This is a genomic window from Labilibaculum manganireducens, assembly GCF_963665805.2.
Taxonomy (GTDB): Bacteria; Bacteroidota; Bacteroidia; order Bacteroidales; family Marinifilaceae; genus Labilibaculum; species Labilibaculum manganireducens.
On record NZ_CAXXEE010000003.1, the window covers coordinates 4,130,990 to 4,154,924 of the forward strand.

A 23,935-nucleotide genomic window follows, 5' to 3' on the forward strand; every position below is an offset into this window, starting at 1 on the left:
TTCCTGATATTTAATGACCAAACCTACATGAAAACAAAAGAGGAAATTGTAAAAAACTGGTTAACCAGATATACCGGCAGAGAACTCGCTGATTTTAGTCCATATATACTCCTAACTAATTTTAATCACTATGTTGAGCTGTTCGCTGAATGGCACAATGCTGAAATTCTAGGCGAAGACAAAGCAATGCCAAATGCATCGGCCGAAAATATTACCATAATTAATTTTGGTATGGGGAGTCCGAATGCCGCAACCATTTTAGATTTACTTAGCGCAATTAAACCCAAAGGAGTTCTTTTCTTAGGCAAATGCGGTGGTTTAAAGCGTAAAAATAAACTTGGCGACCTAATCCTGCCAATTGCAGCAATTCGAAGCGAAGGAACCTCTAATGATTATCTGCCGGCAGAAGTCCCTTCTCTACCAGCATTTAGTCTTCAAAGAGCAGTTTCTCAGGTCATTTCAGATCGAAACAGAGACTATTATACAGGAACCGTTTTCACGACCAATAAGCGGGTATGGGAATACGACGAACGTTTCAAGAAATATCTGTCAAAAACCAGAGCCATGGCAATTGATATGGAAACAGCAACAATATTTACCGTCGGCTTTTATAATGGAATTCCCACAGGAGCTTTGCTTTTAGTTTCTGATCAGCCAATGATTTCGGATGGAATAAAGACAGATGAAAGTGATGCCAGTGTGACACTTAATTTTGTAGAGGAACATATCCGTATTGGTATTGAATCCTTAAAAGAAATCATGCACAATAAACAATCTGTAAAACACTTACGCTTCTAACACAAAAACTTATGACATTTGAGGATATCCTTAAAAGCTTAAAAAAGAAAGAATACGCTCCGGTTTATTTTTTGATGGGAGAAGAAAGTTTTTTTATCGATCAAATTACTGATTACATTATTGAAAATGCGCTGAATGAATCTGATAAAGATTTTAATCAAACGATATTGTATGGTAAAGATACTGATATTGGAACTATAGTAACAACGGCCCGAAGATTTCCAATGATGGCTGAAAAACAATTGGTTGTGGTTCGGGAAGCTCAAAACATAAAAAACATTGATCAACTTCTATCCTACATTCAAAATCCATTGCATTCAACAATACTGGTAATTAATTACAAATATAAATCTTTAGATAAAAGAAAAAGCTTTACAAAAGAGGTTGCCAAGAACGGAATCTTATTTGAATCGAAAAAAATTTATGAAAATCAAGTTCCCGATTGGATAAAAAATTACACCAGTAAACAAGGATATCAAATTGATTCAAAAGCGTGCTTTTTACTTGCCGAATTTTTAGGCAACGATTTAGGTAAAATTACCAACGCGATTGATAAATTAACAATAAATACAACGGAAACTAAAACAATATCGCCAGGCGATATTGAAAAAAACATTGGGATATCTAAAGATTTCAACAACTTTGAATTACAAAATGCATTGGGCAAAAAAGACGTTTTTAGAGCCAATCAAATCATAAACTATTTCGCTGCGAATGAAAAAAATAATCCAATGGTTGTAACCATTGCCTTATTACACTCGTATTTCTCAAAAGTTTTAAAGTATTATTTTATCAAAAATAAAACCAATGATAAAATGGTAGCGTCTACTTTACAAATTAATCCTTATTTTGTAAAAGACTATAAACTGGCAGCAAAAAATTATAATCCTAAAAAACTAGTATCTATAATTGCACTGCTGCGGGAATATGATCTTAAATCGAAAGGAATTGGAGATGTAAGTACGAAGCATGGAGATTTATTAAAGGAATTAATCTTTAAAATTCTTCATTAGAAATTTGATTAAAAAGACAGTAACAAAAATTAAGTTGTACATAAATCCCAACTATGAGATTTTATCTACCCATTTGCCTGCTTTCAATGCTTATCTGCCTTAACTTCTCAGTAAGTTTTGGACAAATTACTCCTGTTGCACAAAACGATACGGTTTCAATAACCAATAAAAGCGTCGCAAACGAAGTGGTATATATTGAAGTTGATTTTTTACAAAATGACAAATTTTCTGATGTTGATGAACTTGAGATTTCAATCTTAAATCAAACCGACCAATATGGGAAAATGCATTTGATAGAGAATAACACTTTAATGATTTACTATCCTTATGAAAATTCATATGGCACTGATACAATCCGTTATCAAATTTGTAACGAAAATAAAAAGTGCAGTAAAGCATTGGTTATCGTAAATGTTGTGGATCCAAATCAAGTTGAACTTTTGATCCCATCCTCCTTTACACCCAACAATGATGGAACCAACGAGAAATTTTTCATTAAAGGAATAGAGAACTATCCTGAAAATGAATTTATCGTATTTTCCAGATGGGGAACAAAGGTTTTTGAAAAACGAAATTATTCGAATGACGATGCCTGGGATGGTGGTTACAATAAGGCCGGCGTTAAATTAGGCCCGGGAGATAAACTTCCCAAAGGCACCTATTTCTTTAAGTTGATTATTAAAGACAAAGAGTATGTAAAAAGTGGATATATTGTTATTAAGTACTGATAATGAATTACATATTAAAATCCTCTATTCTCTTTGTATTTGTTCTTTTGTGTTCTGTAAACTTACAGGCTCAGGAAGAAATCCGCTTTTCAAATCATAAATACAACCGTCTTTTTTACAATCCTGCTTATGCAGGCAACACCGGATTTATGGAGGCTGTTCTCGCCTACCGAAACCAATGGGTAGGTGTCGAAGGATCGCCGGAAACAGCAATGGTTTCTTTTCAGGCTCCAATAAACTACACCAATTCGGGTTTAGGAGCTGTTGCTTACCACAACAAATTTGGAATTCAATCCGATATTGCAGTCTTTTTAAATTATGCCTATCAAATTCAAATCAACCGTGAAGGAAAATTATCAATGGGATTGCAGGCTGGGTTCATTAATAAACAAATTAATTGGACTGAGCTGACTTTTTATGATCCAAACCCAAGCAGTCCTAATGATGCAATAATTCCTGATAATAACATATCGACCTGGGTTCCTAATTTTGGTCTGGGCTTTTACTACTACACACCCCAGTATTATTTCAGCCTTTCGGTTCCAAGATTACTTTCGAACGATCAGCCCTCAACAGAAGGGATATCAAATAATGTGAGTTTTAATTCAAAATCCCTTTTCTATTATTTAGGTGCCGGACTTACCCTACCAATTAACCGGGAAATTAATTTCTCTCCTTCGGTTTTATTTGTTGGTTCACATAAAACCTCGAACTTAATAAATGTAAATTTCGATTTTATACACGTCAGCGGGGTATCTGTGGGAGCTGGTTACAGAAGCGATGGCACCTGGGCTGGTTTACTCGGTTATCAACTAACTCAAAAACTAAGATTTTCGTACTCCTACGAAAAATCTTTCGGAAATTATCCGACAAAAGGCTATACAAATCATGAAATAATATTAAATTACAATTTATCATTACGTAAAAGCCAGATTACATCACCAAGATATTTCTAGTAATATGAATAGAAGTCGAATCTTACATTTTCTGTTAATTCTTGTATTTGTTCTTACGGGTGTTTCTGCATCCTTAGCTCAGGATCAGCAGGTACAAAAAGGCGATCGGTTGTACAACAACAAAGAGTTTGCCGCGGCAACCTACTACTACGAAAAATACCTCGAAAATTCTGAAGACGTTAAGATAAAGAGAAAACTTGCCGATTGTTATCTTCAAATACAAAAAGATACCGAAGCAAATTATTTACTGGAAAATATTGCAGCCAGCGCGGAAGCCAATGCTGAAGACTATCTGCATTATGCAAATCTCTTAAAGAGAGTTCGCAACTATGAAAAAGCAAAAGTTTTTTTCAAAAAATATGCCGAATTAAAACCTGAAGACAGTAATGTAAGCAAATTGATTCTTTCCTGTAATTTAATTAAGGAATTACAAGATGATCATTTGTATTCCATTAAATCACTTTCAATTAATTCTCCACAATCCGATTTTGCGTCGGCATTTTATAAAAACGGACTTGTTTTTGTTTCCGGGCGGAAAAATAATACTTCTAAGCAAATTGATGGCAGAAGCGGAGAATACTTTTTGGACATGTATTTTTCAGAAAAATCAGGAGATAATTATTTAAGTCCAGAGCCATTTTCTGATGATTTCAACACTAAGTATCATGAAGGGCCAGCCTGCTTTAGCTCAAATGAAAAATTTATTTTCTTCACCCGAAACAAAGGAACTTTGAATCTGGAGGGGAAATCGGAATTAAATATTTACACTTCAAGACACAATGGTACAGATTGGGATAAGGCTGAAATATTTCAATTTTCAGGTCAGACTTATTCCATGGGGCATCCGAGTATTTCTCCCGACGGAAGACATCTTTATTTTATTTCGAATATGGCCGGTGGCTACGGAGGCACAGATATTTATGTTTGCCGAAAGTCTGGATTCAGCTGGAGCAGACCGATTAACTGCGGCCCTACCATTAATACCGACGGCAACGAAATGTTTCCGTTTATTGCCGAAGATGGCTATTTATATTTTGCTTCCGACGGTCATATAGGTTTCGGAGGTTTAGATATTTTTAAATCAATTTTTGAGCAAAACGAATGGACATATCCGGTTAATTTAGGACCTCCTTTCAATTCCTCAAAAGATGATTTTGGATATCTGATCAGGAAAAACAAAGAAGTTGGTTATTTCTCTTCCAACAGGAATGGAAGTGATGATATTTTTGAGTTCAAACAAAATCCGGAAAAAATACAAAATCTGCGTGGACGATTACTTGCCAGTACTAATAAGAGTGCTTTGAAAGATGTTGAAGTTATTCTTATGGAGAATTTATCCAAAGAAAAATCAACTCTAACTGATGAAAACGGGCTTTTTTCTTTTGATATTTTTAAAGGTAAAAATTATAGTTTAATTGTTAGTAAACCCGGTTACAAAATAAAACGAATTCTCTATTTTGCTCCCGACGAACAAACAACTCCCAAACAATTAAATATTTCTATGGATACAATCCATTGGGTTAAATTCAAAGGGAATATTATAGATCAATTTTCCGCTCATGCTGTTGAAGAAGCATCAATTCAGATAATTAACCAGACCTACAAGAGTAATTCTTTCTGTGTAACTGATGAATATGGTGATTTTGAACAGGAAATTGATCCTTCAAAAGCTTACGATATCATTATCCAAAAAGATGGTTATTTCACCAAAGTAATCAACAATTATAAATATCAATCGGCAAAATTTGAGCAAATCGAACTTCAAAAATTTTCTACCAATCAAGATATGGAACTATATGGAGTAGAGTACGATGCGGGTTCGTGGGAATTAAAAGAAAACACAATAATGGAGCTGAATAATTTAGCCGGTCTTCTAAAAGTAAATCCACATATTTCCATTGAAATTAATGGATTTACAAATCAGGATAAAGGGAAAAAAGAGAACAACATAATTTGCGAACAAAGAGCAAAAACAGCCTCCGAATATATTATTTCCAAAGGCATAACTCCAAACCGAATTCAATACAAATCAGCCGGATACAATTCCGGAAGATCAGCTTTAGTCGTAAAACTAACTGAAGCATTTTAAACTTTAAACAATGACCATTATAATAATTGCCATTACTGTTTTGATATCAGTCGCAGCCTTTAATAAGGTTGAGTTATTGTACAAATACCAGTTTAATGCTTACCAAATACTTAAAAGAAATCAATGGTATCGAATTCTTACCTATGGTTTTCTTCATGCTAATTGGGATCATTTATTGGTGAATATGGTTGTGCTATTTTTCTTTGGAAGAGTACTGGAAACTTATTTCAACTACTATTTTGGGGCTTCAGCGATTCTTTATTTTATTCTGTTGTATATTGGCGCTATTGTATTTTCTACTCTTTACGATTTAAAAAAACACAGAGAGCACTATCATTACAATGCTGTTGGTGCATCAGGTGCTACTTCTGCAGTAGTTTTTGCTGCTATCTTCTTTGCTCCTTTAGAAAACATTTATTTCATGTTTTTTATTCCGATTCCGGGAATCATTTTTGCCTTAGGCTATTTGTACTATTCGTATTATATGAGCAAGAAAAATTTAGACAATATTGGTCACAGCGCCCATTTCTACGGAGCTCTTTTCGGATTTCTATTTCCAATCCTTATTAAACCCCAATTATTCTCCTTATTTTTGCAGCAGATTCTCAATTTTTAGAACATGCAAAAAGCCCTTTTCCTTGATCGTGATGGTGTTATAAACTCTGACGAAGGACATTATTATATATACAAAACAGAAGATTTTAAAATTAATGAAGGCATTATTCCTTCCCTGCAAAAAATTTCGGAAGCCGGATATATTTTATTTATTGTAACAAATCAAGGTGGTATTGCTAAAGGAATCTATTCTGAATCTGATGTAGAGATACTTCATAACCATTTACTTTCTGTTTTAGCGAAAAAAAATATCCACATAAAACAGATTTACTACTGTCCTCATCACGAAAGTATAGCAAAGTGTGATTGCCGGAAACCAAGTCCTTTTTTCATAAAAAAAGCTATTGCCGATTTTAATATTGATGCTTCTAAATCCTATATGATTGGAGATAGTACCAGAGATATTCAGGCTGCAGAAGCTGCCGGAATAAAGGGAATAAAAATTAAATCCAATGAAAACATCAGTATTTATTGTGATCAGATAGTAAAGGGAGAAATATAAAAATGAATACAACTGAAAAAATCTGTTTAGACGGTAAACTATATCCCAAAGACGAATTACTTTTTGGAGCAGGCAATCGTGCCTTCCGTTATGGTGATTCACTTTTCGAAACCATTCATGCCAACGGAACTGAAATTCAGTTTCTTCCTGAACATCTTAATAGGTTGACTAATGGAATGGAATGTTTGGGTATGATTATTCCTCATGGATTCCGTGAAAAAATTAAAACAGATATCACCTTTTTAATCCATAAAAATAAAGCATTTGCGGGCACTAGAATTCGATTAAGCGTTTTCCGAAAAGATGGTGGTTTATACACACCAACAGATAATTCTATTTCCTACTTGATAGAAACTTCTCCTTTAGATCATGATCATTACGTACTAAACCGAAAAGGATTAAAAGTTGGAATTTATGAGGAAATGAGGAAATCTCCCAACCTCACATCAAGATTTAAGACCGGAAATTCACTGCCATTTATTCTGGCTGCAAACTATCGTAAAAAAAAGAATTGGGATGATTGTATTCTACTTAACGACAGAGGAAATGTTGTTGAAAGTATCAGTTCAAACCTGTTTTTAATGAAAGATGGGATTTTAATGACTCCTTCGAATGAAAATGGCGGTGTTTCCGGAATTATGAGAGAACAAGTTATTGAAACAGCAGTAGATTTAAACATTACTGTTTTTGATGATTGCGTTTTAAATCCTGAAAATCTTTTGGCTGCCGATGAAATATTCCTAACCAATGCAATTAGTGGTATTCAGTGGGTTGTTGCTTATCAGGAAAGACGGTATTTTAATAAAACAGCTAAACTTTTAATTGAGGAATTAAACCGAAGAGCATTTAATGAGAGATAAACCCGAATTTAACTAAACAACTAATTCATACCCGGATTTTCGGGGAAATTAGACCACATTTTATATCTTCCTCCCATACGCCGCAAGGATTGTGCCCACAATCTTTCGTTATTACAATTCATTATTTCCTGAACACCAAGCTGACTAACCAACCATGAATTTTCATTAATTTCATCGCTGAGCTGTCCAATACTCCAACCGGAATAACCTGCAAAAAACCGAACCTGATCAGGACGAACTACCTTTTGTTCAATCAAGTTCTTTAAAATTACAAAATCACCTCCCCAGTATAGATTCTCAAATACATGAATGCTGTCCGGAATTAAATCAGGTATTGTGTGAAGAAAATAAATTCGGTTTGTATCAACCGGACCTCCTATAAAAACCTCACCTTCAAAATGTGCAATATTAATCAGCACTTCATCAATAGTTAAATTAATTGGTTTATTAAGAACAAAACCAACGGCACCATTCTGGTTACATTCAACCAATAAAACAAGAGATCGTTTGAAATAACGACCTTCCAAAAAAGGTTCAGCAATCAGCACTTTTCCCTTCTCTGGATTAATTTTGTTCTTTCCAACTCCAAAAAAATCTGATGTCTCGTCCACCATAATTCTCAATTGTTTATACTTCCAAAATAACCAATTTTGCTGAGTAAAAAAAAGAATTTTATTATTTAGGAATTTACTATACCTAATCAATTCAATTAGCATAAAGATTGCAAATTTATTATATTAGAGCCACCCTAAAACTAACTTCATGTACAAACGAATTTATTTATTCTTACTGATATTTCTTATCAACCTAATTCCCTTTTTAGCATATTCTTCCGGCAATGCAACTACTAAAGCGCAGGATAAACTACAGGTTGAACTTCCTAAAATTATTATCGCAAATATTTCAACACGAATTGCAATCTCAATAGATGATACGAGTAGAATTATTAGTGAGAATGACAGTCTTTGGATTCAGGTAAATAACCAGAATACAGCGGCAATAATTGAAGGGAAACAAGTTGTTTTTCATTATACTTTTAAAGAAAAAAAAGAATTTCAAATCTCCTTCCAAAACAAAACCTTCAAAAATACAATAAATCCAATTCCTTTATGGCTCTCTATACTTCCACCACTGATAGCTATTCTTATGGCTCTGTTTTTTAAAGAAGTATTTTCTGCTTTATTCGTAGGTCTGTTTTCCGGAACATTATTAATCTATTCGTATCAGGAAGCTTCTGTTTTTTCAGCCTTTTTTAAAGCCATATTTGCTATTTCAGATACATATGTTCTTCATTCTCTGGCTGACACGGGTCATATTTCCATTATTCTATTTTCAATGTTAATAGGTGCAATGGTTAATTTAATTACCAAAAACGGAGGTATGCAGGGAATTGTAAATAAACTTTCGAAATTCGCCGGCAGTCCGGGATCTGGCCAATTTGTAACATGGCTTTTAGGAGTTCTTATTTTCTTTGATGATTATGCGAACACATTAATAGTTGGAAATACAATGCGCCCTGTTACGGACAAATTAAAAATATCAAGAGAAAAACTTGCTTATATAGTTGATTCAACGGCTGCTCCGGTGGCATCGATCGCAATGATCACAACCTGGATTGGCATCGAATTAAGCTACATTCAATCCGCTGCGGTTCAAATAAATATAGATGAAAGTCCATACAGTATTTTTCTCAATTCTTTACCCACACGATTCTACCCTTTCTTCACCCTATTTTTTATTTTGATGCTTGTGGTTTTAAAAAAGGATTTTGGCCCCATGTTAAAAGCGGAACAAAAATGCAGGCATGAATTAGAACCGGAATCTCTGGAAAACGAAGTTGTATCATCTGAATTAAAAGAAATTCAAATTGATGAAAACACTCCTACCCGTTGGTACAATGCTGGCATACCAGTCTTAATTGTAATTTTAGGAACATTTGCAGGTTTAATTTATACCGGTTGGGATGCAACTATTTGGAACGATACAAATCTTGCCTTTGGTAAAAAACTCTCTCACATTATTGGAGCTTCAGATTCATACCTTGCCCTTTTGTGGTCCTCTCTTTCGGCAGTTTTGGTCGCTTTGGCACTTACTATCGGGCAAAGGATACTTAGCTTAACTAAAGCCGTAGAGGCTCTGATTGGAGGCTTTAAAAGCATGTTGACAGCAATTCTTATTTTAGTTCTTGCATGGGCACTGGCTGACATCACTAAAGACATGCATACTGCTGATTTTATTTCGAATACTCTAATTGCAAGTAATGTTTCACCAATTCTCTTGCCCTCTTTTACATTTATACTTTCAGCATTAATCGCATTTTCAACGGGCTCTTCCTGGGGAACTATGGCAATTCTTTATCCTTTAATATTGCCTGCATCATGGGCGTTGTGCCATTCATCCGGAATGAATGATCCTGAAAGCATGAACATTTTCTACATTACCGTTTCAGCTATATTAGCCGGTTCTGTTTTGGGTGATCATTGTTCGCCAATTTCCGACACAACCATTCTCAGTTCCCTGGCCAGTTCATGCAACCATATTGAACACGTACGAACACAATTGCCTTATGCATTAACAGTAGGTATCGTTTCTGTTTTTGCAGGTTTACTTCCTGCAGCCTACGGAGTTTCTTCCTGGATTTTAGTTCCGGTTGGCTTTGTATGTCTTTATTTAATTGTGAAGTATGTTGGAAGTAAAACGGAATAAAAGCCCGACATATAATAGTGGGTACTAAATATGCCGGGAGTAAACTTTATGCTGATTTGCAATTATCATATCTGACAATTATACCACTAACCACAATGTATCAAACCAACACTAACTAAAAGTTCTATACTTTAAAGACAACTTTATTTATAAAAAGGTGGTATGGAATCATAATTTTTAACAATTATTAACTATTTCAATATCAATTCCCAATATCCGACATCTACCCATTTATTAAATTTATATCCGACCTGCTTAAAGTGCGCTGCTTTTTTGAAGCCGATTTTTTCATGCAATGCAACACTGGCATCATTTGGCAAAGCAATGCCACCAATAGCTGCGTGCAACTCTAATTTTGACAGCTTTCTTATTAATTCCTGATACAACAAAGTACCGATTCCTTTTCCTCTGGCATCAGGATGCAGGTAAACCGTAGTTTCAACCGAGTATCTATAAGCACATCTTGATTTCCATTCACTCGCATAAGCATAGCCATACATTTTTCCATTTTCAGAAAAAACGATCCATGGCAGCTTTGTTGTAATACTTGAAATTCTTGATTCCATTTCTTTGAGAGAAACTTCATCTTCCTCAAAAGTAATTACAGTATTTTTCACGTAATGATTATAGATTTTACAGATGTCTTCAACATCAGAAAAGCATACATTTTTTATCATAAAAGCTAAATTTTGGTTCGCCTTAAAGATACAAAAAAAGAGAAGCCATCTCTTTCGAAATGGCTGTTACCCCAGTATATTTTGGAGCCCTTTTAGAATTGATTTGTTGTCTAAAATTACCACATTGCATCCAACAATCACTAACTAAAATATCCGGAATTTTCCCCTATAGATTCTCCCGAACATATATAGGACAAATAAAAACACTAATAGGGTGAATACTTATGTAGTAAATAAGTAATAATTAATATTGTCCTATATTAAAATCAATGACCGTTTAGAATTTTAATCATTGCATTAAGTTACAATAACATACATAAAAACAGCCATCCCTTTCGAGATGGCTGCAACTCCAATATATTTTGGAGCCCTTTAGAATTAATAATTAATTGAACTACCACATACAATCAATTATTTCCAGAAATCTTGGAATACCCCTAAAATAACCAAGAAAGGTTCTTGAGCGAATGATAAAAACACCCAAATAATATAATGATCAAAATAATAAAAAAGGTTGCGTGAAAATCTATAGTTATTTCGAAAAAGAGAAGCTATCCCTTTCGGGATAGCTGTTACCCCATATATTTTTGGAGCCCTTTTAGAATTGGTTTGTTGTCTAGAATTACCACATTGTATCCAACAATCACTAACTAAAATATTCGAGAATCTCCCCTATAGATCCTCTCGAACAATACTATAACAGGTTGATCAAAAAAAAGGGTGACATCATTATGAGAATAATCTCATAATTAACAATTTTTAACAAAAAAAGAGACTGAATAGGTTAATAATCCAGTCTCTTCAATTAAAAAAATAATTTCTTAATTCGTATAAATAGGTGGAAACTTCTGAGGATTTGATTCTCTCATGATGTCATAAATTATCTCAAATACATCCTCGGCATTAGGATTTGAGAAATAATCTCCATCGGTACCATATGCTGGCCGGTGATCCTTAGCAGTAATAGTTCTCGGTTCTGAATCCAAATAATAATAAGCATTCTGATCCTCCAACACCTTCTGCATCATAAAGGCAGTAGCACCTCCAGGTACATCCTCATCGAAAAATACAATCCGGTTGGTTTTCTTTACCGATTCAAGAATTCGACTATTAATGTCAAATGGTAATAAAGTCTGAACATCAATCAGTTCAACTGAAATATTAAAATCTTTCAATTGCTTAACTGCATCTTCTGCAATTCGCACGCATGATCCATAAGTAACCAATGTGATATCAGTTCCTTCTTCTAAAACTTCAGGTATCCCTAATGGAGTATTAAACTCGCCTAAATTATCAGGCATTTTTTCCTTTAATCTGTAGCCGTTTAGTGGCTCAATTACTAACGCCGGCTCATCCGATTCCAAAAGCGTATTGTAAAAGCCTGCCGCCTTAGTCATATCTCTTGGCACACACACATGAATTCCTCTGATTGAGTTAATCACCATACTTAGAGGTGAACCCGAATGCCAAATTCCTTCCAAACGATGACCGCGGGTACGAATAATTACCGGAGCTTTTTGACCTCCTTTGGTTCTGTATTGCAATGTAGCCAAATCATCACTCATGGTTTGCAGGGCATATAGCAGATAGTCGAAATACTGTATCTCTGCAATTGGACGCAGGCCTCTTAGTGCCAAACCAATTCCCTGACCTAAAATTGTAGACTCTCTAATTCCTGTATCTGTAACCCTAAGATCGCCGTATTTTTTCTGCATTCCTTCTAAACTCTGATTTACGCCGCCAATAAAGCCGGTATCTTCACCAAAAGTCAACAGTAAAGGATATTTACTAAAAAGTTTATCGAAATTATCGCGAAGCACTTCACGTCCGTTTGCCATTTTTGATTCTTCGGAGTAAACAGGAGCACAAGTTTTGATATTTTGCACTCTTAAATCAGTCTCGCTGTATAAATGACTGCTGTATCGTTCATGATTTTCCTCAAGAGAATTTTTAAGCCACAACTGCAACTGCGATTTTAAAGGTTTGAAGCTTTCGCATGAACTACAAATAAAACGCAGTATTTTCTTTGCTGCCGTAAAATTATCCTTTCGAACCGGATGAATAAGCTTTTTGAGATCATTTACAATTTTATCAATTCGCTCCGTTTTTTTACAATCGCAACCGGCATTTTTAACCAATTCAATCAATGCGTCTCTTTCTTCTAATATTGGATCAGAAAAAGACTTCCAAGCAGCTTTTCTTGCCATTTTTACTTCTTCCAGAGCTGCATTTTCAATTTCGTCTAAGCTTTCCTCTGTCGCTAATTCAAGGGAAAGAATCCACTCTCTCATTTTTTTAATTGGATCGTATTCATTTTCCCAATCAAGACGTTCCTTAGTTTTGTAACGCTCGTGCGAACCCGAGGTTGAATGCCCTAAGGGTTGAGTCATTTCTGTCACATGAAATAATACCGGAACATGGTTTTTCCTGCAAAGTTCAACACCTTCCATATACATTTTACAAAGCGAAGCATAATCCCATCCCTTCGCCTTATAAATTAAATAACCATCTCCATTTTCATCCTTTTCAAACCCCTTAAGAACTTCTGATATATTCGATTTTGTTGTTTGATATTTATTCGGAACTGAAATCCCCCAGCCATCATCCCAGACACTCATAGCCATAGGCACTTGCAGAACACCGGCAGCATTAATGGTTTCCCAAAAATGACCTTCGGAAGTACTTGAATCTCCTATTGTACCGAAAGCCACTTCATTTCCTTTATCCGAAAACTCAGGAAAATTGTGTAATTCTTTGTTCTGCCGAAACATTTTTGATGCGTAAGCCAAGCCAAGTAATCTTGGCATTTGACCCGCTGTTGGTGAAATATCAGCGGATGAATTTTTCTGATTTGTTAAATTTTTCCAGCTTCCATCCTCATTTAAACTTCGGGATGCATAATGATTATTCATTAAACGCCCACCATTAGCCGGATTTTTATCCAGTCTGGTCTCACCAAATAATTGAGCAAAAAATTCCTCACTTGATAACATACCGGAGGCAAGCATAAAAGTTTGATCGCGATAATATCCAGAGCGCCAATCGCCATTATTATAGGCCTTGGCCATAGCTATCTGAGCAACTTCTTTTCCATCCCCAAATATTCCAAATTTCGCCTTACCTGTTAATACTTCCTTACGCCCCCATATACTTAACTGGCGGCTAACATTGGCAATTCGATAATCTTCCAGTACCTCAGTTGTAAAATCGTTGAATGACAAATTTTCTTTTTTTGTCTCCTTGTCTTCTTTTACCATTTCCGACATATAATTTTGCGTTATTAGTCTGCAAAGCTTTTCCCCCTTGCAATTGCAAACAAAGATGTGTTAGTGTGTTTATTTAACAGAATATCCATCAGTTAAATTTAGATCAAATTTAGCAAGAATTATTCTAAATAAGAAGATTTCATCCAAGTATTTACAGACCTTTAAATCTGTTTTTGTTTGGAAGAACAATACCGAAATGATATCTTTGTTAGTGAATAATAACTACTTATTATTAATTTATTTGTATTACTAATGTAATACTCTTGTTGTTGTCAACAAATAATAAATTGGTATTATACGAAAATAATTTAAAGGCTTTTACAGCTCTTTTTTATAAAAAATTAAGAACTATTCAAATGATTACAGTCGTACTTATAACAAGCTTTCTTCTGGCAATTGGCTTTGCAGGTTTTGCTATTACTATATTGGTTAAAAAGAATGGTAAATTTCCAGAACTCCATATTGGAAATAATAAAGATTTGAAGAAAAGAGGAATTGGATGTGCCACTTCACAAGATAAAATGGAGCAAGCTAAAGCCAAAAAATCGCTTCAATTCAAACAATTAACACTTTTAGAGAAAGAATTAAAATCTCTATAAGCCGAAAATAAATTTAATTTTTAACATTAGATATAGAACCATCTAATCTTACAATCGTATCCTTAACCGGAGTATCCTTAAATCTAATTTAAAATGGCAGTGTTTTTTAAGATATTACTACTATCACTATTTTTATTGCTGCTTGCTTTTATCGGAATTGGCATTAAGTTGTTATTCGATAAAAATGCAAAGTTTACCGGTGGCAGCTGTGGTTCTTGTAACTGCACCGATCCGGACAAGGAAAATTGTGATACACAATAAGGAATTGAGTTATCGGTTTTTTATTTCCCGTTGTTTGTATTATTTCATAACAACTACTTATTTTCCAAGCTGCGGAAATCGAAAACCGATAATTTTCACCCCCTCCTTATCATCAATTCAATCTACTTTATGAGTGAATCCTTTAACTTTTCGCTTACATAGGTTTTATAATTGCCCAAAGAATCCGCATAAATAAAATAAGCTTCCAATAGTGAATCTTTTTCAACAATTTCAATGCTTTTTTCCAATCCCAATACCATAAAACTGGTTGCATATGCATCGGCTGACATACAATCCGGTGCAAATACTGAGGCAGAAAGAAGACTGTGCTGAACCGGATATCCTATGCGGGGATCAATTGTATGAGCGTATTTTTTCCCATTTTTAATATAAAATTGGCGGTAGTTTCCTGAGGTTGCCAAAGCTCCGTTTTCCATTTGAACTACTTCTTGTATTTCTCTTGACATAGTAGATGGATCATCAATTGGCTTATCAATACCCACACGCCAGATTCTGCCTTTATCATTTTTACCTTTAGCGCGAATTTCACCTCCGATTTCAACCATATAATTACTAACACCATTTAATTCCAAAAGATCGGCAACAACATCAACACCATATCCTTTTGCAATAGCACTAGCATCGAACATTATTCTGGGATCGTCCTTTACAACTTTTCCATTTATCAAACGTACTTTTTCATAGCCAACAATTTCCAGCAAACTATCAACAGGAATCATATCAGGATCGAGCTTATTCTTAAATCCAAAACCCCAGGCATTAACCAAAGGTGCAACAGTCATATCAAATGCACCATTCGTAATCCCCGAAATTTCTTCTCCTCTTTTAAAGGTTGTTAGAAAATAGTGATCCAGCACTACACTTGTATCGTTAGTGTTTACCCTCGAAATTACCGACTGAGGCTTATAAGTGGACAGAGACAGGTCGAATTCTTCTAACTTAGCCATTATGTTATCATGAAGACTCTCGTCGCCTGTGTACTCGTAAGTGATGTGATAAAAAGTGCCAAATATCTGCCCTTCATCGAAATAGTAATTTTTACTATTGTTTTGGCAAGATGATAAGATCAGGATACCGACAAGAACGAATGAATTAAATAAATTTCTCATGACTGAAGAATAGTTCGTATTTTAAAGGATATTAGTGAAACAAAAGTAATCAAGCTTATAAAAACAAACAAGCCTCGAAGAATCCGAGGCTTGTTATATTATAAATTACGATCCGAAATCGTCAAATTCAACCATTTCGTCTGGTACTCCTAATTCATACAGCATGTTTGTAACAGCTGAATTCATCATTGGAGGTCCGCAAAGGTAATACTCAACATCTTCCGGCTCCTCATGTTTGCATAGGTAGTTGTCGTAAATCACCTGGTGAATAAATCCAGTTGGTCCTTCCCAATTATCTTCCGGCTGAGGCTCAGATAGAGCTAAGTGCCACTCGAAATTAGGGAAATCAGCAGCGATAGCATCGAACTGATCTGCGTAGAACACTTCTTTTAATGAACGTGCACCATACCAGAAAGTAGCCTTACGACCCGTTTTCACTGTATGAAACAAGTGAAAGATATGAGAACGCATTGGAGCCATACCAGCACCACCACCAATAAACATCATCTCGTTGTTAGTCTCCTTGATAAAGAACTCACCGTAAGGTCCTGAAACAGTAACTTTATCACCTGGTTTACGAGAGAAAATAAAAGAAGAACAAATACCCGGATTCACATTCATCCAACCACCGTTTACACGATCGAACGGAGGAGTTGCAATACGAATGTTCAACATTACAATATTTCCTTCGGCAGGATGGTTAGCCATTGAATAGGCACGATATGTAGGTTCCGGGTTTTTCATTTTAAGATCAAACATCTTAAATTGCTCCCACTCTCCACGATACTTATCTTCAATAATCATATCCTTAAAGTCAACATCGATTTTAGGAACATCAATTTGAATGTACCCTCCTGATTTGAAATCAAGAATTTCACCTTCCGGCAATCTAACTACAAACTCTTTAATAAAAGTAGCTACGTTACCATTTGAAACCACAGTACACTCCCACTTCTTGATTCCCATAATTTCCTGAGGAATCGACATGCTCATGTCTTCTTTTACTTTTACCTGACAAGCCAAACGCCAATCGTTCTGAGCTTCTTTGCGGGTAAAATAGCCTGTTTCTGTTGGTAATATACTTCCTGCTCCGTCATGAACCTGACACTTACACATTGCGCAGGTTCCGCCGCCTCCACAAGCTGACGGCAAGAATATTTTTTGAGCTCCTAAAGTTCCCAATAGGGTATTGCCTGGCTCTACAACCAATTTTAGGTTTCCTTCATTAATATCAATAGTAACCTCTCCTGATGGAGTCAGTTTCTTTTTTGCATACAAAAGGATAGAAACCAGTACCAGGATCACAAGTAGGAAGATCACAATACTTGTGGCAATAACTGTTCCCTGTGTTGTTAATAATATCATCTCTATTCCAGTTTTTAAAATTATGAATGATTAATTATTAATTAAGAATTAGGGCTTATCTGTACAAATGTTATTGATTTTCGAATCACACAAATAACCTGTATTCTATAATTTACAATTATAACTCATAAATTATAATTCATAATTAGTTAAAAGCTTAGAGTTTGATCCCCATAAAGCTCATAAATGCAATTCCCATTAAACCTGTTACAATAAATGTAATTCCAAGTCCACGTAATGGAGCAGGAATATTTGAGTAGCGGATTTTTTCACGAATTGCAGCGATACCAATAATAGCAAGAAACCAACCAATACCTGATCCAAGACCAAATGAAGTTGCTTCTGCTAAAGTTCCGTAGTCTCTTTCCTGCATGAAAAGAGATCCTCCTAAAATTGCACAATTAACCGCAATTAAGGGAAGAAAGATACCCAAAGAAGAATAAAGAGCCGGAGCAAATTTTTCTACAATCATTTCAACCAACTGCACCAAAGAGGCAATTACTGCTATAAACATGATAAAACTTAAAAAGCTTAAATCAACATCTTTAAATGAAGGATCTACCCAGGTAAGAGCTCCGCTAACCAGAATGTATTTGTTTAGCAGGTAATTTAAAGGAACTGTTATTCCCAAAACAAAAATTACAGCGATACCAAGACCCACTGAAGTTTTTACTGTTTTTGAAACAGCCAGATACGAACACATTCCTAAGAAGAATGCGAACACCATGTTGTCGATAAAAATCGACTTGATAAATATATTAATCAGATTTTCCATGTTTCGATTTTTCTTTACGATTAGTTCGACTCAATTAAAGATTTATCTCTGGATCTTTGAACCCAAATAATAATTCCTACAGTAATTAATGCCATTGGAGGAAGAATTATTAAACCGTTGTTTTGATATCCCATATCATAAAAGGCTTTCGGTACCACTTGAAATCCATAAATTGCACCTGATCCCAACAATTCACGGAAGAAAGCTACAATTATTAAAATTACACCATAACCGGCACCGTTACCAATTCCATCCAGAAAGGCTGGCCATGGCTTATTACCAAGAGCAAAAGCTTCCAAACGTCCCATAATAATACAGTTGGTAATAATCAAACCTACAAATACTGAAAGTTGCTTGCTAACTTCGTAGGCAAAAGCTTTCAATACCTGATCGACCACGATTACCAATGCAGCTACAACTACAAGCTGAACAATAATACGAATACGTGAAGGAATTGTATTTCTTAATAATGATATAATAACATTAGCAAATGCAGTCACAGCCATAACAGACAGGCTCATCACCACTGCTGGCTCCAACTTTGCTGTAACTGCCAGAGCTGAACAAATTCCTAATACCTGTACGGTAATCGGGTTGTCGCTACTCAATGGATTTTTCAGCAATTTCCGATTTTTAGCGGAGAATAATGGTTCTTTATCGCTCATCTCGTGCTTATTTTGAAGATTTTAAATACATTTCATAACTGCTTAGGTTTTCGCGAAGCATTGCCTCTAAACCTTTTGAAGTAACCGTACCACCGGATACTGCATCAAATTCGTGAGGATGACCAACAGCACCACCACCTTTAACCAAAGCTAAAGAAGTAAACTTTCCTGTCTCATCAAAAATTTGTTTTCCGGAAAATGGTTTCTGAAATTCAGGTTTTGAAATTTCAGCACCTAAACCAGGAGTTTCCCCTTTGTTTCCGAATGTAGCGCCATAAATGGTTTTTCCATCCGGCTCCATAGAAACAAAGCCCCAAATAGGTCCCCACATTCCTCTACCTCTAATTGGAATAATCATTTTCTCCCCAATTCCCTCTTTCTTAAAAATGAAAACCGGTAATTTTCTTTCTTCCAATTTCTTTTTGTTCTCAATTTTCAAGTCCACAGCAAAAGTTGCGTTCTTATCTTCCGAAGTAATATCTCCATTCGCATTAACAGTAAAAGATTGTACAATAAATTGATTGTATAACTCTTCTGCATTTTCAGGAGTGGAAGCAATATTGACAGCTTTTAAAATGTCTTGCTTTTTCTCTATTTCGATATTCCTCGTTTGGCGTGGCTTAAGTTGCAAAGCAGCAAAAGAAAGAACCGCCGCAACTAACACCACCATAATGGAGGCATAAAGAAATGTATATGTATTGCTTTGAGTATTCATGTGATTAATAATTTATATTTTTAATTGCCACATGGAACTCGCCATATTTTACCTGTACTTGTTCCGATAAAATTTCAGTCATGGCTCGTTTCATTTTCTAATTGATTATTTGTTTAAGCACTCACCTTAACCCGTTTCAATCTTCTTTTGATATTTCCTTGAACCACATAATGATCAATTAGCGGCGCAAAAGTATTCATCAGTAGAATCGATAACATCATGGCTTCCGGGAAACCTGCATTCAATACGCGAATCAAAACAGCAAGGAAACCAATTAGGAAACCATAAATATATTTACCTCTGGCTGTTTGCGCCCCCGATACCGGATCAGTAGCCATAAATACAGCTCCAAAAGCAAAACCTCCCATAATTAAGTGTTGCCATGCAGGAATTAACTCCATATAAGCATTACCGCCAATTAGGTTGAAAAGCATTCCCATTACATATCCTCCGGCAAATACCGAAACGATAATTTTCCAGCTGCCAATTCCTGTTGCAATTAAAATGACTGCTCCAATTAGAATAGCGATCGTAGATGTTTCTCCTATTGATCCTGGAATGAAACCAACAAACATATCCCAAACATTTGAAAGATGTTGTTGATAAAGAGTAACTGCAGCGTCACCTTTTACATCAACCAAATTGGCAGCATGTGCCAATGGTGTTGCTCCTGAAAAGCTATCCGCTTTTTCTGCAATCCAAACTGATTCACCAGACATTTTTGATGGGTAAGCAAAGAAGAAGAATGCACGGGCAACCAAAGCCGGATTCCAAATATTCATTCCAGTTCCGCCAAAAACTTCTTTACCAATAACTACAGCGAATGCAGTTGACACAGCCACCATCCAAAGAGGAGCCGTAACAGGCATTATTAAAGGTATCAGCATACCGGAAACAAGGAAACCCTCGTTTACCTGATGACCCCGCATTTGTGCAAATGCAAATTCAATACCCAAACCAACCACGTATGAAACAACGATAATCGGAAGGATTTTAATCAAACCATAAACGCAAATATCTAAAAAATCAGTATTCGCAAGCTCGCCAACAGATAGAAAATGCTGGTATCCTGTATTGTAAATCCCAAATAGTAATGCTGGAATTAAAGCCATAACAACAATCGACATTGTACGCTTTAAATCAATGGCATCTTTTATATGTGTACCGGTATGGGATGTAATATTGGGAACGAATAGAAAAGTTTCAAATGCCTCGAAAGACGACTGCAACTTTGCAAACTTCCCACCCTTTTGAAATAAAGGCTTCTTTTTATCAAGAAATTTTCTTAGTGCTTTCATTATATAATATTATCCGTTTTTTCTTAGCTCATTTCTTTAATCATCAGATCAATTCCTTTACGAACCAAATCCTGTACATTAATTTTCGATGTACAGACGAATTCGCATAAGGCAAGATCCTCCGGAGCAACTTCGTATATTCCCAATTGTTCCATTTGATCGATATCCTCAATCATAATCGATTTAACCAATTGTTGTGGAAGCACATCCATAGGTAATACCTTGTCGTACTCACCTGTCATTACGAAAGCACGATGCTCCCCATGAAGATTAGCATCCAAACGGTATTCTTTATTTGGTGTTAACCAAGAGAAGAATGTTTTCGACATTGAGAATTTCTGTAAACCAGGTAATGCCCAACCTAAAAATTCGAATTTATCTCCTTCTGGAATAACGGTAATTTGTGAGTCGTAAAAGTTAAGAAATCCATCTTCAGAGATTTGTTCTCCTGTTAAAACATTTCCTGAAATAACGCGGATTTTCTCATCATCTTTCAATTTACCTTTTAAGATATTTCGTACAGATGCTCCCAAAATTGTTTCAAAATAACATGGGGTTTTTACTTCAGATCCGCAAAGTGCAATTTTACGACTTACATCGTAGATGCCTTTTGTGAATAATCTTCCGATGAAAACAACTTCCTGCGGACGAATAACCCAAGCCACTTCACCTTTATTCATCGGGCTAATGCAGTGAATCTGAACACCAACATTTCCTGCAGGATGAACACCTGTAAATTGTCGTATTTCTACATTTTTAGCTCCCGAAAAAGTTTTACTTTGGTTCAGATTAGGATTCGTATTTAAATATAACTTTCCATCAGTCAATTTTGCCAAAGCATCAAGACCCGCCTGAAATGCTGCGGCTTCATTCTCCAAAAGGAAGTCAATATCCGCGGCCAATGGAGCCGTATCGAAAGCTGAAACAAAAATTGCTTTCGGAGTATCTTCAGGTTTCGCAATCACATCGTAAGGACGTTGACGAACAAATGCCCAAAGACCACTTTTCAATAACTCTTCCTTTATCTCCTCACGGGAAAGTACGTTAGGGTCAGCCTTTTTAAACTCCTGGTATTGAGTCTCAGCATCAGCTTGAATTACTACCTCTAAAATCTTTCTTCGCTCTCCACGATTTACGGCAATAACCTTACCACTAACCGGAGAAGCAAAATTAATTTCAGGACAGTACTTATCGAAAAACAGAGAATCTCCTGCTTTTACTTCAGCATCTACCTTAACTTTTAATTTAGGTGTTAATCCGGGAAAATTGGATGGTTTAATGGCGTATGTCTCAGAACGATCAGCTTTTTCAAGTACCTTTTCAGCCTTTCCTGCCAGCTTAATATCTAAGCCTTTTTTGATCTTTTTAACTTCAGACATGTTAAACTATTTGAATTTATTAATTTGCATCAAAAATAACTAATTTAATCTCTAATTCACAATCTTTACTCTGATACACTATATGTTATTGAACGCTATGCACATCATTTTTAAGGAGTCGTAAAATTTTCGAACACAAATATATAAAGCAATTTTGTATTTTTGAAGTCATTTGTTCTATTTTTAACCAGCATATATACATATTCAAATGCATAAAAATCTAGTTGTTTACATAAGCATTGTATTTCTTATCCTGCCAAAGGGATTGTTTGCTTACAATTCTGAATCTGAGACTGTTTATTTTAATGAAATAATAAAAAAAAGCATCCATACTGTTCAGATGCATCCGGTTAACTGGGAACTAACAGAACCAATTATAGAACTTAATGGAGATAATCAACTCCTTTTTTCTTTTGATGACATTACAGAAAATATTCAGGATTACTCCTACAAAATTATCCATTGCACATCAGATTGGCACAATTCCGGCTTAAGTGAATTCGATTTTATTGATGGTTTTACAGAAAACCAGATTCAGGATTACGAACATTCCTTTACTACCAATATTGGTTTTATTCATTATTCCCTGAAAATCCCCAATAACGAGATACAATTAAAGCTATCAGGCAATTACATCCTTGAAATTTATGAAGATTTCGATCCTGAAAAAGTAATTATCCGGCAACGGTTTATGCTTTTGGATTCGAAAGTTGAAATTAAAGGAGATGTAAAACATCCAATTGCAATTGATTTAAGAGAAACACATCAGGAGGTCGATTTTAGTATTCTTCATCCAAATTTTAATATTGATAATCCTCATGCTGATTTACAAGTTGTGCTAACGCAAAACGGAAGATTGGATGGAAGTGAGAAAAACCTAAAACCTCTTTTTATCCGTAAAAATGAATTGGTTTTTGATTACGAAATGGAAAATGTTTTTCCGGGAGGCAACGAATTTCGAAATTTTGATTTGAAAAGTCTGAGATATCAAACCCGCTATATCAAAGAAATTACCAAAGAGAATGAACAAACAAATGTTCTGCTGACAGCCGGAAACAACCGTCATTTTAAACAGTACATTTACGAGCAGGATTTAAACGGCCGGTTTTTAATTGATGTTCAGGAAAGAGACGAACCATCTACCGAAGCAGACTATTGCAATGTCACATTTTGGCTGCCGTTCGATAATGAAATTAAACATGGAGACCTTTATGTGTACGGCAACTTCTGTAATTGGACTTGTTCGGATAAAAACAAAATGGAATACGATTTTGATACCGGCAGCTACCGCAAAACAATTTTCTTAAAACAAGGATACTACAATTATCAGTACGCCTTACTTGAAAATGGAAAAAAGACACCTGACCTGACTTATATTGAAGGCTCGCATTGGGAAACAGAAAACAACTATGTGATTTACGTTTACTACCATGATATCGCCCTGAATTACGATATGCTGATTGGCTGCCAAACGCTTAATTCAACTGCCAAATTTTAAAGCATAAATTGCAATGTCCCTACCCCACAAATCTGTTTAT

22 protein-coding genes are annotated in these 23,935 nt (G+C 35.3%); 12 read left to right on the forward strand and 10 right to left on the reverse strand.

From position 1 onward, the window contains the following. Positions 1-27: 27 nt before the first annotated feature. The 8 genes from ACHZAX_RS15915 to ACHZAX_RS15950 are packed head-to-tail and all read left to right on the forward strand — an operon-like array spanning position 28 to position 7,561. Positions 28-798: an AMP nucleosidase gene (locus ACHZAX_RS15915; protein ID WP_320019821.1), complete on the forward strand. Its 771-nt coding sequence runs from the start codon at positions 28-30 to the stop codon at positions 796-798. Positions 799-809: 11 nt separating this feature from the next. Beyond that, positions 810-1,811: a DNA polymerase III subunit delta gene (holA, locus tag ACHZAX_RS15920; protein ID WP_101311624.1), complete on the forward strand. Its 1,002-nt coding sequence runs from the start codon at positions 810-812 to the stop codon at positions 1,809-1,811. Positions 1,812-1,864: 53 nt separating this feature from the next. Beyond that, on the forward strand, positions 1,865-2,539 hold the full coding sequence (locus ACHZAX_RS15925; RefSeq protein WP_320019822.1) for a T9SS type B sorting domain-containing protein: 675 nt from the start codon (positions 1,865-1,867) through the stop codon (positions 2,537-2,539). A gap of 2 nt (positions 2,540-2,541) precedes the next feature. After that, positions 2,542-3,495 carry a PorP/SprF family type IX secretion system membrane protein gene (locus ACHZAX_RS15930; protein WP_320019823.1) on the forward strand — a complete coding sequence of 318 codons (954 nt, stop codon included), beginning with the start codon at positions 2,542-2,544 and terminating at the stop codon, positions 3,493-3,495. A 4-nt stretch (positions 3,496-3,499) separates the two neighbouring features. Next, positions 3,500-5,584, forward strand: a complete 2,085-nt coding sequence (locus ACHZAX_RS15935; RefSeq protein ID WP_320019824.1) for an OmpA family protein — start codon at positions 3,500-3,502, stop codon at positions 5,582-5,584. Positions 5,585-5,594: 10 nt separating this feature from the next. Continuing rightward, entirely contained in the window at positions 5,595-6,200 is a 606-nt protein-coding gene (locus tag ACHZAX_RS15940) for a rhomboid family intramembrane serine protease (protein WP_101311628.1), read from the forward strand. A 3-nt stretch (positions 6,201-6,203) separates the two neighbouring features. Next, positions 6,204-6,701, forward strand: a complete 498-nt coding sequence (locus ACHZAX_RS15945; protein ID WP_101311629.1) for a D-glycero-alpha-D-manno-heptose-1,7-bisphosphate 7-phosphatase — start codon at positions 6,204-6,206, stop codon at positions 6,699-6,701. A gap of 2 nt (positions 6,702-6,703) precedes the next feature. Continuing rightward, positions 6,704-7,561: an aminotransferase class IV gene (locus tag ACHZAX_RS15950; RefSeq protein ID WP_320019825.1), complete on the forward strand. Its 858-nt coding sequence runs from the start codon at positions 6,704-6,706 to the stop codon at positions 7,559-7,561. Positions 7,562-7,581: 20 nt separating this feature from the next. Here the strand turns inward: ACHZAX_RS15950 and ACHZAX_RS15955 are convergent, their stop codons facing one another. Further along, positions 7,582-8,175, reverse strand: coding sequence for a YqgE/AlgH family protein (locus ACHZAX_RS15955; protein ID WP_101311631.1), 594 nt, complete (start codon positions 8,173-8,175; stop codon positions 7,582-7,584). Positions 8,176-8,323: 148 nt separating this feature from the next. On the opposite strand from ACHZAX_RS15955, the gene ACHZAX_RS15960 reads away from it, so the two are divergent. After that, positions 8,324-10,267, forward strand: a complete 1,944-nt coding sequence (locus tag ACHZAX_RS15960) for a Na+/H+ antiporter NhaC family protein (protein WP_320019826.1) — start codon at positions 8,324-8,326, stop codon at positions 10,265-10,267. Positions 10,268-10,458: 191 nt separating this feature from the next. Here ACHZAX_RS15960 and ACHZAX_RS15965 read toward each other — a convergent pair whose 3' ends face one another. After that, positions 10,459-10,944 (reverse strand): arsinothricin resistance N-acetyltransferase ArsN1 family B, encoded by a 486-nt coding sequence (locus ACHZAX_RS15965; RefSeq protein ID WP_101311633.1) that lies wholly within the window; start codon positions 10,942-10,944, stop codon positions 10,459-10,461. 821 nt (positions 10,945-11,765) lie between these two features. Beyond that, positions 11,766-14,210, reverse strand: a complete 2,445-nt coding sequence (locus ACHZAX_RS15970; protein ID WP_218972984.1) for an alpha-ketoacid dehydrogenase subunit alpha/beta — start codon at positions 14,208-14,210, stop codon at positions 11,766-11,768. Between the two features lie 287 nt (positions 14,211-14,497). Here ACHZAX_RS15970 and ACHZAX_RS15975 point away from each other — a divergent pair, with 287 nt between their 5' ends. Both ACHZAX_RS15975 and ACHZAX_RS15980 read left to right on the forward strand, forming a co-directional pair. Then, positions 14,498-14,809: a hypothetical protein gene (locus tag ACHZAX_RS15975; protein WP_245870239.1), complete on the forward strand. Its 312-nt coding sequence runs from the start codon at positions 14,498-14,500 to the stop codon at positions 14,807-14,809. 93 nt (positions 14,810-14,902) lie between these two features. Continuing rightward, the gene (locus ACHZAX_RS15980; protein WP_154675801.1) at positions 14,903-15,070 is read left to right on the forward strand and encodes a hypothetical protein; all 168 of its coding nucleotides are present in this window, start codon (positions 14,903-14,905) and stop codon (positions 15,068-15,070) included. A gap of 122 nt (positions 15,071-15,192) precedes the next feature. Here the strand turns inward: ACHZAX_RS15980 and ACHZAX_RS15985 are convergent, their stop codons facing one another. The 7 genes from ACHZAX_RS15985 to ACHZAX_RS16015 all read right to left on the reverse strand — a co-directional run bounded on the left by ACHZAX_RS15985 (position 15,193) and on the right by ACHZAX_RS16015 (position 22,397). After that, positions 15,193-16,200 carry an FAD:protein FMN transferase gene (locus ACHZAX_RS15985; protein ID WP_320019827.1) on the reverse strand — a complete coding sequence of 336 codons (1,008 nt, stop codon included), beginning with the start codon at positions 16,198-16,200 and terminating at the stop codon, positions 15,193-15,195. Between the two features lie 105 nt (positions 16,201-16,305). After that, positions 16,306-17,565, reverse strand: coding sequence for an NADH:ubiquinone reductase (Na(+)-transporting) subunit F (nqrF, locus tag ACHZAX_RS15990; protein ID WP_101308274.1), 1,260 nt, complete (start codon positions 17,563-17,565; stop codon positions 16,306-16,308). A 157-nt stretch (positions 17,566-17,722) separates the two neighbouring features. Beyond that, positions 17,723-18,340 (reverse strand): NADH:ubiquinone reductase (Na(+)-transporting) subunit E, encoded by a 618-nt coding sequence (gene nqrE / locus ACHZAX_RS15995; protein ID WP_101308273.1) that lies wholly within the window; start codon positions 18,338-18,340, stop codon positions 17,723-17,725. A gap of 20 nt (positions 18,341-18,360) precedes the next feature. Next, complete coding sequence (locus ACHZAX_RS16000) at positions 18,361-19,005, reverse strand: NADH:ubiquinone reductase (Na(+)-transporting) subunit D (RefSeq protein WP_101308272.1); 645 nt, start codon at positions 19,003-19,005, stop codon at positions 18,361-18,363. Positions 19,006-19,012: 7 nt separating this feature from the next. Continuing rightward, positions 19,013-19,720, reverse strand: a complete 708-nt coding sequence (nqrC, locus tag ACHZAX_RS16005) for an NADH:ubiquinone reductase (Na(+)-transporting) subunit C (RefSeq protein WP_101308271.1) — start codon at positions 19,718-19,720, stop codon at positions 19,013-19,015. A gap of 113 nt (positions 19,721-19,833) precedes the next feature. Next, positions 19,834-21,018: an NADH:ubiquinone reductase (Na(+)-transporting) subunit B gene (locus tag ACHZAX_RS16010; protein ID WP_320019828.1), complete on the reverse strand. Its 1,185-nt coding sequence runs from the start codon at positions 21,016-21,018 to the stop codon at positions 19,834-19,836. Between the two features lie 23 nt (positions 21,019-21,041). Continuing rightward, positions 21,042-22,397 (reverse strand): Na(+)-translocating NADH-quinone reductase subunit A, encoded by a 1,356-nt coding sequence (locus tag ACHZAX_RS16015; protein ID WP_320019829.1) that lies wholly within the window; start codon positions 22,395-22,397, stop codon positions 21,042-21,044. A gap of 208 nt (positions 22,398-22,605) precedes the next feature. Between ACHZAX_RS16015 and ACHZAX_RS16020 the strand changes: the two genes are divergently transcribed. Continuing rightward, complete coding sequence (locus ACHZAX_RS16020; protein ID WP_320019830.1) at positions 22,606-23,895, forward strand: type IX secretion system plug protein; 1,290 nt, start codon at positions 22,606-22,608, stop codon at positions 23,893-23,895. Positions 23,896-23,935: the final 40 nt, after the last annotated feature.

What these genes read in the sequence shown, in the direction of transcription:
- ACHZAX_RS15915 (WP_320019821.1), top strand. Translation starts at nt 28, where the DNA reads ATGAAAACAAAAGAGGAAATTGTAAAAAACTGGTTAACCAGATATACC.
- holA (WP_101311624.1), top strand. Translation starts at nt 810, where the DNA reads ATGACATTTGAGGATATCCTTAAAAGCTTAAAAAAGAAAGAATACGCT.
- ACHZAX_RS15925 (WP_320019822.1), top strand. Translation starts at nt 1,865, where the DNA reads ATGAGATTTTATCTACCCATTTGCCTGCTTTCAATGCTTATCTGCCTT.
- ACHZAX_RS15930 (WP_320019823.1), top strand. Translation starts at nt 2,542, where the DNA reads ATGAATTACATATTAAAATCCTCTATTCTCTTTGTATTTGTTCTTTTG.
- ACHZAX_RS15935 (WP_320019824.1), top strand. Translation starts at nt 3,500, where the DNA reads ATGAATAGAAGTCGAATCTTACATTTTCTGTTAATTCTTGTATTTGTT.
- ACHZAX_RS15940 (WP_101311628.1), top strand. Translation starts at nt 5,595, where the DNA reads ATGACCATTATAATAATTGCCATTACTGTTTTGATATCAGTCGCAGCC.
- ACHZAX_RS15945 (WP_101311629.1), top strand. Translation starts at nt 6,204, where the DNA reads ATGCAAAAAGCCCTTTTCCTTGATCGTGATGGTGTTATAAACTCTGAC.
- ACHZAX_RS15950 (WP_320019825.1), top strand. Translation starts at nt 6,704, where the DNA reads ATGAATACAACTGAAAAAATCTGTTTAGACGGTAAACTATATCCCAAA.
- ACHZAX_RS15955 (WP_101311631.1), bottom strand. Translation starts at nt 8,175, where the DNA reads ATGGTGGACGAGACATCAGATTTTTTTGGAGTTGGAAAGAACAAAATT.
- ACHZAX_RS15960 (WP_320019826.1), top strand. Translation starts at nt 8,324, where the DNA reads ATGTACAAACGAATTTATTTATTCTTACTGATATTTCTTATCAACCTA.
- ACHZAX_RS15965 (WP_101311633.1), bottom strand. Translation starts at nt 10,944, where the DNA reads ATGATAAAAAATGTATGCTTTTCTGATGTTGAAGACATCTGTAAAATC.
- ACHZAX_RS15970 (WP_218972984.1), bottom strand. Translation starts at nt 14,210, where the DNA reads ATGTCGGAAATGGTAAAAGAAGACAAGGAGACAAAAAAAGAAAATTTG.
- ACHZAX_RS15980 (WP_154675801.1), top strand. Translation starts at nt 14,903, where the DNA reads ATGGCAGTGTTTTTTAAGATATTACTACTATCACTATTTTTATTGCTG.
- ACHZAX_RS15985 (WP_320019827.1), bottom strand. Translation starts at nt 16,200, where the DNA reads ATGAGAAATTTATTTAATTCATTCGTTCTTGTCGGTATCCTGATCTTA.
- nqrF (WP_101308274.1), bottom strand. Translation starts at nt 17,565, where the DNA reads ATGATATTATTAACAACACAGGGAACAGTTATTGCCACAAGTATTGTG.
- nqrE (WP_101308273.1), bottom strand. Translation starts at nt 18,340, where the DNA reads ATGGAAAATCTGATTAATATATTTATCAAGTCGATTTTTATCGACAAC.
- ACHZAX_RS16000 (WP_101308272.1), bottom strand. Translation starts at nt 19,005, where the DNA reads ATGAGCGATAAAGAACCATTATTCTCCGCTAAAAATCGGAAATTGCTG.
- nqrC (WP_101308271.1), bottom strand. Translation starts at nt 19,720, where the DNA reads ATGAATACTCAAAGCAATACATATACATTTCTTTATGCCTCCATTATG.
- ACHZAX_RS16010 (WP_320019828.1), bottom strand. Translation starts at nt 21,018, where the DNA reads ATGAAAGCACTAAGAAAATTTCTTGATAAAAAGAAGCCTTTATTTCAA.
- ACHZAX_RS16015 (WP_320019829.1), bottom strand. Translation starts at nt 22,397, where the DNA reads ATGTCTGAAGTTAAAAAGATCAAAAAAGGCTTAGATATTAAGCTGGCA.
- ACHZAX_RS16020 (WP_320019830.1), top strand. Translation starts at nt 22,606, where the DNA reads ATGCATAAAAATCTAGTTGTTTACATAAGCATTGTATTTCTTATCCTG.